The following is a 16,627-nucleotide window of genomic DNA, read 5'->3' on the forward strand; positions in this document are numbered from 1 at the left end:
TTTTGTAATCAAACAGTTTCCCTATTCACCCTTTTTCGCAAGGCAGCGCTCACATTCCATGAAGTAGGATTCGGCCTGTTCCTCCACCTGTTCCCCGCACTCAGGACACGTTTTTTTTGGCAGCGTCCGGAAAAATTCAAGCGGACTTTTCATGGTCATTGTATTCCCCTCCTTTTTATACAACAGTTTTATGTTTTTATTTCTGTTGTAGTACAGTATACAGTGAGAAAATGAAAATGTACACACTTTTTCCAAAATTATTTATTTTTCCCTCTCCCAAATCAAAAGAATATTTCTTTTTTTATTCATAACTTATTCATATTTTTCTTTTAGAATAGGGACCATAAAGAGGTGAAGATGATGATGAACATAAAAAAACCGGATATAGTCCTTATCTTAATTTTGCTGGCAGCACTTATTCTGAATACATATAACATTTGGCAGGATGATGCCGCCAATCAGTATTACTTGGCAGCGGTCAAAAGCATGACGCAAAGCTTCCACAATTTCTTCTATGCTTCATTCGATCCTTCGGGCTTTGTAACAGTCGATAAGCCGCCGCTCGTTTTATGGATACAGACCACCTTCGCGCTCGTATTCGGCGTCCATACGTGGAGCGTGATCCTTCCGCAGGCGCTCGCAGGCGCCGGTTCTGTATTCCTGCTCTATATCATGATCAAGCCGAGATTCGGAAAAGGCGCGGCGCGCATCTCCGCCCTTGTCATGGCGCTGACGCCGATCGCCGTGGCCGTCAGCAGGACGAACAATATCGACAGCATGCTCGTCTTCGCTCTGCTTCTCGGTACATGGTGCTTGATGAGAGCGGTCAAACAAGGCAGACTCATCTGGCTCCTCGCTGCATTTGGAATGGCCGGACTCGGATTCAATATGAAAATGCTTCAGGCCTTCATGGTTCTTCCCGCATTTTTGCTGTTTTATCTCATCGCGGCAAATGCGAAGTGGAAGAAAAAAATCATCTCAACGGTACTGTCGCTCATTGTGCTCACCGGCATTTCGCTTTCATGGGCGCTTGTTGTCGACTACACATCGGCTGACAGCCGGCCGTATGTCGGAAGCAGCCAAACCAACTCCGTTCTTGAACTGGCATTCGGCTATAACGGAACAGAACGGCTTTTCGGACAGACGACAGGGAATGCCCGCGGCGATATGAACGGATTTGGCGGAGATATGCAGCCGCCGAACGGTAGCAGCTCGACTAATGGCCATTCTCAAGCACAAAATCGAGGCATGCAGCCGCCGAATGGGAACAGCTCAACTAACGGCAGCTCGACTAACGGCCATTCTCAAGCACAAAGCGGGGGCATGCAGCCGCCAGGAGGTGGCGGCCAAGGCGGATTTGGCGGAGGAAACGGGGGCCCCGGCGGCAATGGCGGCGGCATGAATATATTCGGCACAGGTTCTGCCGGCCCGCTTAGATTGTTCCAATCGGCACTGTCCGGCCAAATCAGCTGGCTGCTTCCATTCGCACTGTTCGGATTGTTTGGCATGATGATCAGCTGGTTCCGTGACCGCCGCGAAAAAATGGGACAAATGAAAGAAACCCTTTTCTGGACAGCATGGCTTGTCCCTGTCGCAGGCTTCTTCAGCATCGCGGGCTTCTTCCATCATTACTATTTGATTATGCTGGCACCGCCGATTGCCGCGTTATCCGGAATCGGATGGTTTGCGATGTACGGCTTATACAAAAATCAAAAAGATTGGGCCAGCTACCTGCTTCCGGCAGCCATGCTCATCACGGCGGCATTCCAAGTCTATATTTTAAGCGGCTATACAAGCCAAATCGGCAGCGCTTGGATGTGCGTTTTGGGAATCTTGGGACTCGGCATTACCATGGCCCTTCTCATGCTCAAACGGCATCTTCCGTTCGGGAAGCAGCTGGCCATTATCGGTCTGTGCGTGCTTCTGCTCACACCGGTTTACTGGTCAGCGACACCGCTTTTGTACGGCAATAGCAGCGTACTTCCTGAAGCAGGTCCGCAGCTGAAAACATCAGCCGGCAGCAGCGGAGGCATGTTCAGCTCGGAAGTCGACACGAGCCTCCTTTCATACCTTCGCAAACACAATACAGGCGAAGAATACCTATTTGCTACGTTGACGACGGTTACCGTAGCACCATATATCATCGACGCCGATGAATCGGTTATGGCGCTCGGAGGCTTCAACGGCACAGACCCGATCCTGACAGTCAGCGAGCTGAAAAACCTTGTCAAAGAAGGGAAAGTGAAGTATTTCCTTATCCCAGGCAACAATTCAGGCAACAGTGAGCTTGTCTCATGGATCAAAAAACACGGTACGAAAATTTCATCCGATGAATACAGCAGTTCCGCAAGCAGCACAAACAGCTCTGCACAGCAGAGCATGAGAGGCGGCCCCGGCGGCGGAGAGCAGACAGCGCTTTATCAGGTTGAATTGTAGGAGACAGGAAAACCCATCGGATACGGTCCGATGGTTTTTTTGGCGTATGCAACATGACTCGATTATGACAGCGCCGACTTAATCACCTTCTTATAATAAAGGACGGACAGCAAGCCAAAAACAGAATACAGCATGGTATACAGCACCATCACGATTATCATCGGCATCCATATCTCTGTTCCGAAAAAGAACCAGCCGGATTGGACGGCAAAGTAGCTGTGAAACAGACCGATGACCAATGGAATGCCGAAGTTAAAAAATTGCTTAATGCGTATGCCCTTCAGCAAGTCTCCCTGTGTAAAACCGAGTTTTCTCAAAATCGTATAATTCGGTTTTTCTTCTTCACTTTCATCCATTTGTTTAAAATAGAGGATGCATCCCGATGTGATCAAAAACGTTAATCCTAAAAAGCCGACGATAAACATCGCAATACCGTAAAGCGATTTTTGAGAGACGCTGACATCAAGGCGCGATAAATGCTGATCGCTTTTGTTTACTTTTGCAAAAAGTTCGTTTGCCTGCTGAAGCTGATTTTCATGTTTCACATGAATTCCGACAAAAACACTCGGCCCTTGCTGCAGTTTTGGATCTTTATTATTTTCAAGCCGTTTAAACAGAGAGTCATCGACAATCACAGCAGGCATTCCCCCGCTTGTAAAATTATAGGATAGAAGAAATTCCTTTCTCAGCCCTAAATAGTTTAATGTTTGCGTCTTCTGCTTACTGCTTATTGTGATTCTGCCGGAATCTTTAAAAGCCATGAATTTTTGCAGAATATCGGTATATCCGGAGAATACTGCTTCTCCCTTTGGCACATCAATCCCGTCAATCTCTTTATCACTGACTACCGCAAGCTGCAGTTTTCGGGGATCTCCCGCCATATCTTCAGGATTGCCTTCTACAATATGTTCCAAGTTGAATGTCGCTTGAGCTACTTTGATTTCTTTTTTGCTATATGAAATGCCGTCTTCCTTTAATCGCTCCTCAAACTGATTTGCATCCTTTTCATTCGTCATGGCAAAGTCAGCTGCTACGTATTGTTCAGCTGTTTTCTCCGCAGAGTAATATGAAATATAGCATAAGGACAGCAAACCAATTGCCAGCGCCGAAACAGTCGTAATTATCGTCAACAATAAAGCGCTTGACTTCATCCGGAACATAATCGATGAAAGGGATAATACTTCAACAATATTCAAGTATCCCCCTTTGCTTTTACGAATGATATTAAAGATAAAGCTGACAGAACCTTTATAAAAAAGGTATGTGCCGATGATGACCGCTCCGAGAATAAAACTCATCACAATGAACAATTCGTTTATCGTTTTGAATTTTCCGCCGAACAGCTCGGTAGAAACGTAGTACCCCGACAATATAAACAGAATGCCCAGCATACCGATCATCATTTGAAAAACGGATATTCTCTTTACTTTATCTTCAGTAGAGGATATCACGTTAAATAAAGATAAAATATTTTGTCTTTTAATAAACGTATAGTTCATCACCATCATCAAAAGATAGATTCCGCAGAATACGATGAGGGTTTGGACCAATGCTTTATCGGAAAAATGCAGCTCGGCCTCCGCTTTTACATCTACAATTTTGAACAAGATCATCAGCACGAATTTTGACATTGAAAACCCGGCAAACACCCCAATAAGTAAAGAACCGAAATAGAGTATGATATTTTCCACGCTCAAAACTCTGAAGATTTTAGATTTTGTCATGCCGATTAGTTGAAATAGACCGATTTCTTTGCTTCGCCTTTTAATAAAAATCGTATTGGCATATAAAATAAAGATCAACACCACCCCAACAAGCAGGATCGATCCGGTTTGAATTGCCGCGGCGCCTTTAATAGAGGCTTTTACTTCATTGATCGCGGGATCGTATTGGAGTGTCACAAACGCGAAATAGAGCGCTACGCTGAAAATAAGCGCAAATACATAGAGGTAATAATTCCGCAAATTTTTCTTGAGATTCCGAATGATGATCTGATTAATGTTCATGCTGAACCCCGCCTAACACGCCTTGCGTCTTCATAATATCCTGAAAGAATATCTGCCTGTCCTGGCCGCCCTTATTCAACTGTGTGTAAATTTGTCCGTCCTTGATAAAAACCACTCTGCTGCAGTAGCTGGCGGCGACCGGATCATGGGTAACCATGACAATAGTGGCGTAGCGCTTTTGATTTAATTGGCCCAGTTTGTGCAACAAATCTGAAGCCGATTTCGAATCGAGCGCACCGGTCGGCTCATCAGCGAAAATAATGCTTGGTTCATGAATAAACGCTCTCGCAGCCGATGTGCGCTGTTTTTGACCGCCTGAAATTTCATTTGGATATTTATTTCTCAGCTCGAAAATGCCCAATTCCTTTGCTACTTCCTCAAACTTTTGATTGGCCTTTTTTTTAGACATTTTCGTAATCGATAACGGCAGAAGGATATTTTCTTTCACTGTCAGCGTATCTAACAAATTGTATTCCTGAAAAATAAATCCTAAATGATGTTTGCGGAATTCAGCAAGCTTTCTTTCTTTCATATTGGTCATCTCATGATTATTAATGGTAATCGTTCCGTCACTCACCTTATCAATAGAGGAGAGAACATTAAGCAATGTTGTTTTGCCGGAGCCTGATGCACCCATAATACTGACAAATTCACCTTTTTGAATCTGAATGTCGATACCCTTTAATACCTCATGTTGATTGTGCTTATTTCCATAGCTTTTCCGAATTTTATTTGCTTCTAAAATCATCATCTCAAAAACTCCTTTATAGAGGATACATTTATTATAAAAACCAATACTGAAGCTTTCCTTCGATTAAACGAACAAAATAAAAAAGCATGTGACACTTTTGTCACACGCTTATCACTCGTTCAAATTCATTCCGTTTCGGAAAAGCTAATATAAAGGTTGTCCCGGCACCTGGCGAAGAGGATACCTCAATCTGTATCAACAGCGCCTTTGCCGCTTTTTTCGCCAAGTACAGCCCCATTCCTGTAGATGCCTGGCTATCATGCTTCGTTGTTGATGTGAACCCTTTGTCAAATACGCGTGCTATATCTTTTGGATCGATTCCCCGCCCAAAGTCTTTGACTTCGAGATGCACTCTTCCGCCTTTTTCAAAACTGCTAACTAAAATATCGGACGCTTGACTGTATTTCACTGCGTTCGTTAACAGCTGTCTGATGATAAAACCCAGCCACTTCGCATCGCTGAGGACTTCTGGCGCTTCAAGCCGAATATCAAAACCGATCCCTTTTTGGATGCACCACGATTGTAAATCTTTAATCTCTTTAAATATCAATGATTTAAGCTCAAGGACCTCTATGGACAGATCATTTTCAATAAATGACATGCGTTTTTGGTGAAGCTGCCGATCGAGAAGAAAGTGAATACGCAGCCATTCATAGGCCAGCTGAGCTTTTACCGTTTGATCTTCGATTCTCTCAATGATTAAATGCATAGCGGTTAACGGTGTTTTGACTTCATGTGCCCAAGCCATTAGGTCATCTTTTTCATTTTCCAAGGCTAAGCGATGCTGTGCTGCCCGTTGCTTTAACTGTTTCGTCTGTCCTGTGATGCTTGTTTCAATTATCGATTCAAAAGGGGTCTCTGCTCCCTGAATGTTTGCCACATCAAGATGATGTTCCCATTCTTTCAGGCTTTTGTAAAATTTCGTCTCTTTTCGGAAGCGGACCAGCAGAAAAGCAAAAAAGATCAAAAAAGACAGATAGATCATATAAAGAATCGGCGTGAAAGGGATGGATGAATCGACATAGGCGATAAACAGCATTAGGACCTGCTGAAGCAGAAACATGGCGATCCAGCTCCGTCTTTCAATAAAAAATGCTTTTATCATCGCACTGCCCCTTCTTCTTTCGCCATATAGCCCTGGCCAACTTTCGTCTCAATATATGTCCCCAAATTCAAGGCGTCCAGCTTCTTTCTCAGACGGTTGACATTGACCGTCAGCGTATTATCGCTTACAAAACGCTCATCGTTCCACAAGCTCCTGATCAGCTCTTCCCGGCTGACAATTTTATTTTTTTGTTCGATCAGCAGTTTTAAAATAAACATTTCATTTTTCGTCAGTTCTACGGCTCCTCTTTCATTGCTGACGAGATTTTGTTCGACATCCACGGTCGCTCCGCACCACGTTTTCACAATGGCAGGCTCTGTATTATAATCATAAACCCGGCGGAAGATGGCCTGGATTTTGGCAATGAGCACATCAAAATGAAATGGCTTTTGAATAAAGTCATCGGCCCCGAGCTGCATTGACATCACCATATCAGCGGGATGGTCGCGCGATGATAAAAAGAGAATCGGAACGTTTGAACGGGAACGGATCATCCGGCACCAATGAAAACCGTCAAATTTAGGAAGCTGGATATCAATGATGACAAAGTCTGGCTTGATCGCTGCAAATTCATGCATCACCTGGCTGAAATCCTTGATGCCGTATACATCATAGGACCATCCTGACAATCGCTCTTTTATTTCTTGAAACAGCGATTTATCATCTTCGATTAACAACAGTTTAAACATCGGACTCACCGCTCTTCTTTCAACATGTCTATGTCAAGTGTATAGCAAATCGTTTGCCTGTGCTACAGAGAAGAACCGGCTCCGGAAATCGCCTCCGAATGCCGCCGCGTTGTATAGCGAAGAAAAAAGCTGCCCCCATAGGGAACAGCCCTTTCCATCATTACATCACAAACTCTCACCATTCGTTTCAATCACATCTTTATACCAATAAAAGCTTTTCTTTCTCGTTCTCTTCAGCGTTCCTTTTCCTTCGTTGTCCCGGTCGACGTAAATATAGCCGTAGCGCTTTTTCATTTCAGCGGTAGAAGCGCTGACAAGGTCGATCGGCCCCCATGATGTGTAGCCGATTAAGTCGACGCCGTCGGCGATCGCTTCTCTGACTTCTAGTAAATGATCGCGCAAATAGTTGATCCTGTAGTCATCCTGGATGGAGCCGTCTTCTTCGACGACATCGACCGCGCCAAGACCGTTTTCGACGATGAACAGCGGCTTTTGATAACGGTCGTACAACGTATTCAAGGTAATGCGCAGCCCTTTAGGGTCGATCTGCCAGCCCCATTCAGACGATTGCAAGTACGGATTTTTGACGCCGCCGAGGAGGTTGCCTTTTGATTTTGCAAGGTGCTCAGGATCGGTGCTTGCTGCGATTGACATATAATAGCTGAAACCGATGTAATCGACGGTATGCTGTTTCAAAATCTCTTCGTCGCCTTCAGCCATTTCGATCGTAATGTTGTGTTCTTTTAAGAAGCGTTTCATGTAGCCCGGATAAGCGCCGCGCGCCTGGACGTCCGAGAAAAACAGCGTTTTTCTTTCGTTTTCCATTGCGGCAAGCACGTCTTCCGGCTTTGGCGTCATCGGATATGTCGTCGTGGCGGCGATCATGCAGCCGATTTTTGAGTCCGGGATGATTTCGTGTCCGGCTTTGACCGCAAGAGCGCTCGCGACAAACTGGTGATGCGCCGCCTGATACATCGCATTCAGTTTGTTTTCGCCTTCCTCAAAGACAAGGCCGCCTCCTGTAAACGGCGCATGCAGGACAATGTTGATTTCATTGAAGGTCATCCAATATTTCACTTTGTCTTTATACCGGTTGAAAACCGTTCTCGCATATCTTTCATAGAATTCGATCAACTTGCGGTTTTTCCAGCCGCCATAGTTTTTAATCAAGCCGAGCGGCATTTCATAGTGGGAAATCGTCACAACGGGTTCAATATTGTATTTTAAAAGCTCATCAAACAAATCATCGTAAAACTTGAGGCCTTCTTCGTTCGGTTCGCTCTCATCGCCATTCGGAAAAATCCGCGTCCAGGCAATTGATGTGCGGAACGCTTTAAAGCCCATTTCGGCAAACAGTGCGATATCTTCTTTATAGCGATGATAGAAATCAATGCCTTTATGATACAAATTCAACGACTCCATTGATTCATCAAACGGATGCATCACTCCGTTCGGTGACACATCAGCGGTCGAAAGTCCTTTTCCGCCGACATTATACGCTCCTTCTACCTGGTTTGCTGCAACCGCACCGCCCCACAGAAAGCCTTCAGGAAATCTTTTGGCATTTTCACTCATACGATTTCACCTCATTATTATTTTCTTCCCCTCCCGATGAAAGAGAGGGGATATATTATATTTACGATAAAACGAGAAGCGCTTCCTTAAGATTTACGTTTTCTGTTGTTTTGACCGGCTTGATCGATTCGTACCGATCCGTATTTGTCACGATGATCGGCGTAATCAGCTGATAGCCGGCTTTTTTAATCGCTTCCATGTCAAATGAGACAAGCAGATCTCCCGGTGATACAGCATCTCCTTCTTTTACATGTACGGTAAAATGTTCTCCGTTTAGCTTCACCGTGTCGATCCCGATATGGATGATGATCTCTGCGCCATTGTCGCTCGTGATGCCGATAGCGTGCTTTGTCTGAAAAACCGTTGTGATCGTACCCGATACGGGAGACACCGCTTCGCCTTCCACAGGTTCGATGGCTACGCCTTTTCCCATCACTTCGCCGGAAAATGTCGCATCATCCACCTCGCTTAATGCTTTGACTTCGCCTTTTAAAGGGCTGTGAATGATTTCTTCGGCGGCCGCATCGCCTTTAGCCGGAGCGTCATCTTCCTCTGAAGGTATGTCTTCAAATCCTAACAGATAAGCGATAATCGTCGCTGCAAAGAACGTGATGACGATACCGATCATCGCCTGTATAAAAGTCGGGCCGATAAACGTCGTGATTCCCGGCAAACCGACGTTTCCGCCAATAATATATGCTGCTACACCGGTGATACCATAGAATGCACCTCCGACGGCGGCGCCGAGAAGCGCGGAAACAAACGGTTTTTTCAGTCTCATATTGACACCGTACATCGCCGGCTCTGTTATCCCCATCAAAGCCGTAATGCTTGTCGTGAGCGACAATGATTTGAATTTCTTATTTCTGGATCGCAGGAAGACGGCAAATGACGCGCCAGCTTGCCCCATATTCGCCAAGAACATTGCAGGTATCAAATAATCGTAGCCGTTTTGCGTAATGTTGTTGAACATAACCGGAATGAAAGCATAGTGCATTCCTGTCATGATGATCAAAGAAAACGTTCCGGCTAAAAGGACCATCGTGATTAAACCGGCATTTTCAAATAAACCGTTCACACCGATTGACAGATAGTTTCCGGCAATCGCACCGAGCGGACCGACCGTAATTAATGTGACAGGCACGACAACCAGCAGCGTCAGCGTCGGCACAAAGATCATCTTTAAAGAAGTCGGGGTGACTCTGTCAATCCATTTCTCAACGTAAGATGCAATCCAAATTGCGAGCAGGATCGGAATGACGGTCGACGAATAAGTGGCAGCGGTTATAGGCAATCCGACAAAGGAAATGCTTTTCCCTGAACCGAGAAGCGCTGTCAGATCGGGATGCAGAATCGCCGCTCCGATCGCCGCCGCAACATAAGGGTTGCTGCCGAACTTTCTTGCGGCGCTGACCGCCAGCAAAATCGGCAGGAAGTAAAATGCTCCGTCGCCGATGGCGGATAAAATGGTGTGCACTTGGCTTTCACTTGTCATCCAGCCGAACGTGACGGCGATCGCAATGATCCCCTTGATCATACCAGCACCGGCGATCGCCGGCAGAATCGGCGTAAATACGCCGGAAATTACATCAAAGATGGCGGATAACACGTTTTTCTTTTTCCCGCCTTGCTGCAAGCCTGCTTTTTCATCACTGAGTCCGCTATTGGCAATGATCGCTTTATACACTTTTGGCACATCATTTCCAATGATGATTTGAAACTGCTGGCCGCTGATGTTGATGCCCATTACAGCCGGCAGACTTTCCAGTTTCGCGCGGTCTGCCTTTGCGTTGTCATAAAGGTTGAAACGCAGTCTTGTCATGCAGTGAATCACGCTCTGTACGTTCTCCTCACCGCCGACGAGTTGTAAAATGTCTTTTGATACTTTATTATAATCCATATGAGTACCTCCTCTTTTGGGGGAATCTGCCGGACTGAAGGTGGCCGCCTTCACCCGGCTTTTTTTTCTGGAAAAGTATCGATCGTTTTGCATCACCTCCTCATTTTCAGGCACAAAAAAACCTAAATTACGCCGCCATTCACGGGTCAATATCCCGATAATGATGCGCAACTTAGGTTTTGCCTGCATAGCAGTAACAATCCTTAGGAACTTGGTGATATTAGTTTGTATCTATACTGTAGCATCTGCTCATTTTTATGTCAACGCTTTCATTACAATTGTCACATAAAAAAAGCGGAAGCCGCCGCCATCCCGTGAAATCGGTGTTCGGCGGCTTTTCCCCGCTTGGTTCATCTGCAAATCTCATTTTCTATCAAGACTTTACTCCTGGATTTCTCCGTTTTTTCACCGCTGCTGCTTTTCGTTCGCCGAATGCGGAAGCCCTTCTTCTGGTCTTGCGCCGCACGGCCTTTGTTTCAGGTTCCTGCGGTTCTTTTTGCTGTTTATGAAGGAGAAATCCGGCAATGAGAAACGGAATTCCGGATGTATTCGTAAAGATGTTTTTAAAACCCATCGCCAAAATAAAAGAACCCCACGCAGAAAAAGGATTTTTTCTGATTTTGAAATACGCCGTAATTTCCAGGGCAATAAAAATAAGCGACTGCGCCAAAATGACGATTAACATGATCAAAAGGAAAAAACAGAACCAATTAAACAATGTCCCCGAATAAATCATCGATCTCAGCATATCCACGAAAGTCTCAGACTGCGTGTATCCGCTCACGACATCCGGATTCCAAACGGTGTAAGAATCAAACCACCTGCTTTTGATGCGCAGGAAGACGAATAAAATGCCGAACCAGTACATGATATGCAATCCTATTCCCAATAAAGTAAGTCTATTTGCTGCTTTGTTTTGCATGTCGTTCCTTCCTTCGTATTATAATTGAAGTGAGTGGATCGCTTCTTCAGCTCTTGCCGGAAATGATTTCAGCTCCGGCTGATCAAGGTCTTCGTGAAACAGGCATACCTTTTGAATCTGCCGATTTTGATAATGATGATAATAATAGGTTCCCGTATGATTGCACATCGCCGCTGTGTATTGCGTATAGTCGTCTTCTCCCTGCTCTGTGATAACAATGCCTTTCGGTATGTTCATATTTGAGAGAATGTGAAAAGCCGCCGCCACACCTTCTGTTTCACCAGAGACAGGTTTAATATGTTCCTTCAAATACGCGGCCCTTACAAAACGGGAAGGCGGAGTGAAATCTCCCGGCAGCCCGGCCAGCCCCGATCCTTCTCCAAAAGCCGACAACGTCAGTTCGCCCAATTTTTTTGCTGTGAACTGCCCCGGGCGCAGCCCGATGTAATTCCGTAAATTGGTCAAATGCCATGGAAAATCCGGACTGTTCGTCATCACCCCGACAGGATTGTCATGAACCTGTATACCGTCCTCCACAGGTTCAACGACGATGCTTTTGCCTGATCGATCTGCCAAAATCCAATGCAGCGGCGTAACCGTACCGAGCAGCTTCACCTCCCTCTCAACAATGGCGAGGGAAGACACCGCATCTTTCACATCATCCAGGTTACGGCAGCTTGACAGCACCCATGTCACAAATTCATGCGGTGCGATATTTTTGCGGTCCTCTTTTGCTTCTGTTTCATACACCGCATAGCCCGGGAAATAAAGAGCGGCGCATGACAGGCCCTTTTCGTTTACACCATCGGCAAACAAAGCATTTTTAAACCTTCTGCCCATTCCGATAAACGCATACGGAGCCTTATGCTCCTTGCCATCCGCTTCACTCGTCCACTGAAACATACGCGGATGCAACAGCACCTCGCCATCAAGCTGAAAAGCGAAATCCATCGTTCTTGCCAGCACTTGCATCTGATCAGCCGTCGTCAATGTCAAACTCGTACACATGGCGCCTCAGTCCTTTTTGATTGATATTACACTTAGTGAACAATTTATGTTCATCTTAACGAATTGGAAAAGATTCGTCAAAATGAAAGGATTATAGCAAAAGCCGAGATGTTTCATCCCGGCTTGCCATTAGATAGTTCTTCCTTTAATCTTTGTTCTCTTTCTTGGTTTTGCTGCCTTCGATTTTAAAGGAATCTTTTGTTTTAATTTTTTTCTTCTGTTCGTTTTTCTTTTTTTAGATTTTTCCTTTTTTTGCTCTTTAAAGCTTTTTAAATGATCAAATATACTTTTTAAAAGTCGGTCCACAGCAGTGAAAACAGTGAGGATTAAGAATATAATATATTCATTAGCTGAATTAACAACATCTAAACCTATTACAACTTTAAAATCAAAAAAACTTTTACCTAAAGTTACAATCAATAACACTACATAAATAACTATTCTTCGGATATTTTGTTCTTCATTATTTAATGATGAAAAATAGACCCAACTTGCCAAAGCTAAAGGAAGAAACATTAAACCTAAATAAAAAACTTCGTAGGGGATATTATCGACTTTTGTTAAAAAAAGTAGGATCAAATAAATGAGCAAGCAATGAATTAAAAAGCTCATACTTGCTTTTCCAATGACTTTCAACCTGCTATACAAATAACTGTCTATATCTATAGTGGATATAATCTTATGAATAGTCTTTTCTATTAAGCTATCATATTTAATTTTCCCTCTTTTAAATTCATCTTTAATTTTTTGGGTGAAATTCCCTATAAAAATTGTGCAACAAATAAAGAAAGCAGATACTATAATATACTTGATTGTCAAGATTATATCGTTTGGAGATAAAGACAAACTTAAACACACGGTTATAAAAAATATCAATAGCAAAATGAAAAAACATTCGCTAATTTTTAAAATCACATTATGTATAATTAATCGTTTTTTACTTTTTTTAACTATTTCATTATATTTTTCAAAACTGGAATTGCTCAAATATTCAATAAAAGGAAATATTGCTTTATCAAGTATAAACCTAGAAAGCAATATAACTAAAAATATAACAAACATAAATATAATAAATAATATCATGGTCTCCATCTTACACCTCTAAAACAGCATCATGCGCCCTTTTAAAAGAAATCTATACTAATTATCGTATAACTCTCACTAAATTACTATATTAAAACAAAATTTATTAGTAACCTTCTCAAAAAAGCACATACCTTTAATTAGGTATATGCCTTTATAAATTATTACTACTTTTAATATAAATCTTCACTCCCCCAAACCGCACCCCCTTCACGAGACAACGCACTAAACGTCATCACTTTCCGCCCGGCGCTCGTATCCCACTGCCGCAAAAACACGCCGTTGTATTTTTTTCCGTCGATCTTGAGTTCAATTCGGTTGTGTCCGGTTTTCTTCCATTTTCCCTCTGCCCCGCCGGACACTTTGCCATTGCGATGTAAACGAATGTCTGCGGATTCTTTAATATCTGCGGAAATGTCCTTGCCATGCCGCACCAACTGGTAGTCTCCAATCACGTCCGAATTTTTCACCTTCCCGAGTTTCTCTCCGGCATAGCGGTGAGGCGCGACAACAGGCCAGCCTTCTTTATTCATCAACATCTGATGAACACGGACTTCATGCTCCTCGCCCCGTCCCGGGAAACGGGTATGGAAAAACAAATAGGATTGGCCGGTTTTTTCATCATAAAAGGCGGAGTTATGGCCCGGCGAGACGTAGCCGCTCTTATTTTCAAACTGGAAATTCCCCATAAGTTTGACGCCGTACGGCTCGATTGAGCGGTCATCAAAAAGTGTGCCTTCTTTGCCGCGCACATTGATCATCGCATGGCCTTCCGCATCATAGTATGGCCCGTCTGGATGTTTCGAGCGGGCGACACGGATGTTGTACCCGCCGTCAGCAGCAAGGCCGCCGAAAGACATGTACATGTAATAGTACTCCGTATCCGGATTGTAGAGGATATATGCGCCTTCAATCCGGCTGTGGTTACCGCCGATCAGTTTTTTTCCATAGCCCTGATTCGGAAGAGGGAAGCCGGTCTTCCGATCCATTTCTAAAATGAAAATACCGCCGGAATAGGAGCCGTACACCATCCACAGTTTTCCGTCCTTATCAAAGAATGTGTGCGGGTCGACGACATTCGGATGCTTTGTCGCGTCATATCGGGTGCCGTCATTGCTGATTCCCTCCATTCCCGATTTTAAAAAAACGCCTTTGTTTTTATACGGACCTTCAATGTCGTCTGCGACAGCAAGGCCGAGCGCCGATTTTGGAGAATCTCCCCGGCAGGCATTGTAATACATATAAAATCTGCCGTCTTCAAGCTGTGTGACGTCAGGCGCCCACAGCGTATCGGTCTCCGCCCACTCAAAGGTCTCTTTTAATTCCTCATGCACATTTGGAATAAGCGGATTGTCGTTGTTTACACTTGAAGAAATTTGCGTCCACTTCATGAGGTCGGCTGATTTTGCCGAGGCCAAATGGGAGCCGAATACATAGAACATATCATCGACCTTGATGACGGATGGATCATGAACGCTAACATCTGAAAAAACCGGTTTTTGAAATGTTGCAAATGCAGTCCCCGGTATCAAGCAGGCAGTGATGATGAAAGTCAATGCAAGAATCCGCAAGAAACGCTTACTCATCTTCATTTGTTCTCCTCTCTTTTGAAACGCTTTCATTTTTTGACAATCCATCATATGCCGCTTATCCATTGTTTATTACGAACAAAAAAGCTCTCGATAGAGTCGACAGCCTGAAATTAGTTCTTCCTTGCTTTATGCACTTTCAACAATTTCCCTTTCACGGTCGTTTCTTTCATCGCATTTAATACGAGCGGGCCTTTGCCGTTTAATATCTCAACAAATGAACATTGCTCTTGTATTGTGATAATACCGATATCTTCCGCAGAGACACCATCGATTTTAGCAATCGTTCCGACGAAATCAACGGCTCTCAGTTTCTTCTTCTTTCCCCCATTAAAATAGAGCTTCATGATTTCTTGATTTAACGATTCACTCTTATCTTTTTTAAGCTCCGGCTTTGTATTGATATTCTTTTGAAACGCCGCTTTTGCTTGTGCCACTTCTCCTTTTGATGGAGCTTCAATGACAGGAATAGCAAAACCGATGTAGTCTTCAATTTCCGCTATAATGTTCTTTTCATGCTGTGTGGCAAAGGTAACCGCTTTTCCCCGGCTGCCCGCTCGTCCTGTTCTTCCGGTACGGTGCACATAGCTTTCTTTATCTAATGGCAGATCATAGTTGATCACATGTGTCATGTTCTCAATGTCAATGCCCCTTGCCGCCACATCGGTGGCTATCAAATAGCGAAATGCTCCGCGTCTAAAGCGGTTCATAACGGCAAAACGTTCTTCCTGAGGCATTCCGCCGTGGATTTTGGCAGAGGGATAGCCCAAACCGGCCAATCGCCGCTGCAATTCATTCACATGCTCCTGTGTACGGCAAAACATGATGCAGCTGTCCGGGTTCTCAGTAATTAAAACATCCCGCAAAAGCGAAAATTTATCATGCTCGTTTACGATGATCAGCGCATGATCGATGTCTGCGGTTGTCATACCGCTTGCTTTGATCTCGATTTTCAAAGGGCTTTTCATATATTGATCAGCAAGGTGCTCGACATCCTCCGGAAAGGTCGCTGAAAACAGCATGGTCAGCCGTTCTTCCGGCAGATGACGGATGATCGCTTCAACCTGGTCGATAAATCCCATATTCAACATTTCATCAGCTTCATCGATGACAAGGTATTTCAGTTTTTCCAGCGGAAGCGTTCTTTTTTCAATGTGATCTAATAAACGGCCCGGAGTCCCGACAACCACATGGCATTTTTGTTTCAATTCCGTTTTCTGCCGTTCAAAGGAAGATTTTCCGTAAACAGCTGCTGCTTTTATTCTTTTATAGCGGCCGATATTGGTCAAATCCTCTTTTACTTGAGCGGCAAGCTCGCGCGTCGGTGTCAAAATCAGAGCTTGGGGTCTATTCTCTTCCCATTCGGTCAGTTCGCCAAGCGGAATTCCGAACGCAGCCGTCTTCCCGCTCCCCGTCCGCGATTTCACAATAACATCCCGCTTCTTGAGCACTGCGGGGATCACTTCACTCTGCACCGCAGTCGGATGCTTGTACCCTAAATGATCGAGGGCTTTCATGATATCGCCGCTTAATCTATAGCTTTTAAAACTGGTTTTGCTCATA

The 16,627-nt window shown here is 44.3% G+C and carries 13 protein-coding genes; 1 reads left to right on the forward strand and 12 read right to left on the reverse strand.

Translation table 11 applies throughout. The features are described 5' to 3' along the window. Nucleotides 1-21: 21 nt before the first annotated feature. Nucleotides 22-159: a protein YhfH gene (gene yhfH, locus R5H20_RS22695; protein ID WP_006639683.1), complete on the reverse strand. Its 138-nt coding sequence runs from the start codon at nt 157-159 to the stop codon at nt 22-24. A 204-nt stretch (nt 160-363) separates the two neighbouring features. Between yhfH and R5H20_RS22700 the strand changes: the two genes are divergently transcribed. Beyond that, nucleotides 364-2,436, forward strand: coding sequence for an ArnT family glycosyltransferase (locus tag R5H20_RS22700; RefSeq protein WP_029419745.1), 2,073 nt, complete (start codon nt 364-366; stop codon nt 2,434-2,436). 62 nt (nt 2,437-2,498) lie between these two features. Here R5H20_RS22700 and R5H20_RS22705 read toward each other — a convergent pair whose 3' ends face one another. The 11 genes from R5H20_RS22705 to R5H20_RS22755 form a co-directional block, all read right to left on the reverse strand. Next, the gene (locus R5H20_RS22705; RefSeq protein ID WP_006639685.1) at nt 2,499-4,442 is read right to left on the reverse strand and encodes an FtsX-like permease family protein; all 1,944 of its coding nucleotides are present in this window, start codon (nt 4,440-4,442) and stop codon (nt 2,499-2,501) included. Beyond that, entirely contained in the window at nt 4,432-5,193 is a 762-nt protein-coding gene (locus R5H20_RS22710; protein ID WP_006639686.1) for an ABC transporter ATP-binding protein, read from the reverse strand. The genes R5H20_RS22705 and R5H20_RS22710 overlap by 11 nt, the downstream gene beginning before the upstream one ends. A gap of 100 nt (nt 5,194-5,293) precedes the next feature. After that, entirely contained in the window at nt 5,294-6,298 is a 1,005-nt protein-coding gene (locus R5H20_RS22715) for a sensor histidine kinase (protein ID WP_006639687.1), read from the reverse strand. Further along, complete coding sequence (locus R5H20_RS22720) at nt 6,295-6,987, reverse strand: response regulator transcription factor (RefSeq protein WP_006639688.1); 693 nt, start codon at nt 6,985-6,987, stop codon at nt 6,295-6,297. Before R5H20_RS22720 ends, R5H20_RS22715 begins: the two co-directional genes overlap by 4 nt. 165 nt (nt 6,988-7,152) lie before the next feature. Next, complete coding sequence (locus R5H20_RS22725; RefSeq protein WP_006639689.1) at nt 7,153-8,562, reverse strand: aryl-phospho-beta-d-glucosidase; 1,410 nt, start codon at nt 8,560-8,562, stop codon at nt 7,153-7,155. 61 nt (nt 8,563-8,623) lie between these two features. Continuing rightward, a complete protein-coding gene (locus R5H20_RS22730; RefSeq protein WP_006639690.1) occupies nt 8,624-10,462 on the reverse strand; it encodes a beta-glucoside-specific PTS transporter subunit IIABC in 1,839 nt (612 codons plus the stop codon). 373 nt (nt 10,463-10,835) lie between these two features. Next, nucleotides 10,836-11,384: a hypothetical protein gene (locus tag R5H20_RS22735; RefSeq protein WP_006639691.1), complete on the reverse strand. Its 549-nt coding sequence runs from the start codon at nt 11,382-11,384 to the stop codon at nt 10,836-10,838. 18 nt (nt 11,385-11,402) lie between these two features. Further along, on the reverse strand, nt 11,403-12,392 hold the full coding sequence (locus R5H20_RS22740; RefSeq protein WP_006639692.1) for a choloylglycine hydrolase family protein: 990 nt from the start codon (nt 12,390-12,392) through the stop codon (nt 11,403-11,405). A gap of 129 nt (nt 12,393-12,521) precedes the next feature. Continuing rightward, nucleotides 12,522-13,484, reverse strand: a complete 963-nt coding sequence (locus tag R5H20_RS22745) for a hypothetical protein (protein WP_006639693.1) — start codon at nt 13,482-13,484, stop codon at nt 12,522-12,524. A gap of 164 nt (nt 13,485-13,648) precedes the next feature. Further along, the gene (locus tag R5H20_RS22750) at nt 13,649-15,061 is read right to left on the reverse strand and encodes an arabinan endo-1,5-alpha-L-arabinosidase AbnB (RefSeq protein WP_006639694.1); all 1,413 of its coding nucleotides are present in this window, start codon (nt 15,059-15,061) and stop codon (nt 13,649-13,651) included. Between the two features lie 116 nt (nt 15,062-15,177). Further along, on the reverse strand, nt 15,178-16,626 hold the full coding sequence (locus tag R5H20_RS22755) for a DEAD/DEAH box helicase (RefSeq protein WP_006639695.1): 1,449 nt from the start codon (nt 16,624-16,626) through the stop codon (nt 15,178-15,180). Nucleotide 16,627: the final 1 nt, after the last annotated feature.

This window comes from Bacillus sp. KICET-3, assembly GCF_033261025.1.
In the GTDB taxonomy this organism is placed as follows: Bacteria; Bacillota; Bacilli; order Bacillales; family Bacillaceae; genus Bacillus; species Bacillus sonorensis.

Coding starts and splice junctions, on each gene's coding strand:
- R5H20_RS22750 (WP_006639694.1), bottom strand. CDS start 15,061: ATGAGTAAGCGTTTCTTGCGGATTCTTGCATTGACTTTCATCATCACT.
- R5H20_RS22720 (WP_006639688.1), bottom strand. CDS start 6,987: ATGTTTAAACTGTTGTTAATCGAAGATGATAAATCGCTGTTTCAAGAA.
- R5H20_RS22745 (WP_006639693.1), bottom strand. CDS start 13,484: ATGGAGACCATGATATTATTTATTATATTTATGTTTGTTATATTTTTA.
- R5H20_RS22715 (WP_006639687.1), bottom strand. CDS start 6,298: ATGATAAAAGCATTTTTTATTGAAAGACGGAGCTGGATCGCCATGTTT.
- R5H20_RS22710 (WP_006639686.1), bottom strand. CDS start 5,193: ATGATGATTTTAGAAGCAAATAAAATTCGGAAAAGCTATGGAAATAAG.
- R5H20_RS22755 (WP_006639695.1), bottom strand. CDS start 16,626: ATGAGCAAAACCAGTTTTAAAAGCTATAGATTAAGCGGCGATATCATG.
- R5H20_RS22730 (WP_006639690.1), bottom strand. CDS start 10,462: ATGGATTATAATAAAGTATCAAAAGACATTTTACAACTCGTCGGCGGT.
- R5H20_RS22700 (WP_029419745.1), top strand. CDS start 364: ATGAACATAAAAAAACCGGATATAGTCCTTATCTTAATTTTGCTGGCA.
- R5H20_RS22705 (WP_006639685.1), bottom strand. CDS start 4,442: ATGAACATTAATCAGATCATCATTCGGAATCTCAAGAAAAATTTGCGG.
- R5H20_RS22740 (WP_006639692.1), bottom strand. CDS start 12,392: ATGTGTACGAGTTTGACATTGACGACGGCTGATCAGATGCAAGTGCTG.
- R5H20_RS22735 (WP_006639691.1), bottom strand. CDS start 11,384: ATGCAAAACAAAGCAGCAAATAGACTTACTTTATTGGGAATAGGATTG.
- yhfH (WP_006639683.1), bottom strand. CDS start 159: ATGACCATGAAAAGTCCGCTTGAATTTTTCCGGACGCTGCCAAAAAAA.
- R5H20_RS22725 (WP_006639689.1), bottom strand. CDS start 8,562: ATGAGTGAAAATGCCAAAAGATTTCCTGAAGGCTTTCTGTGGGGCGGT.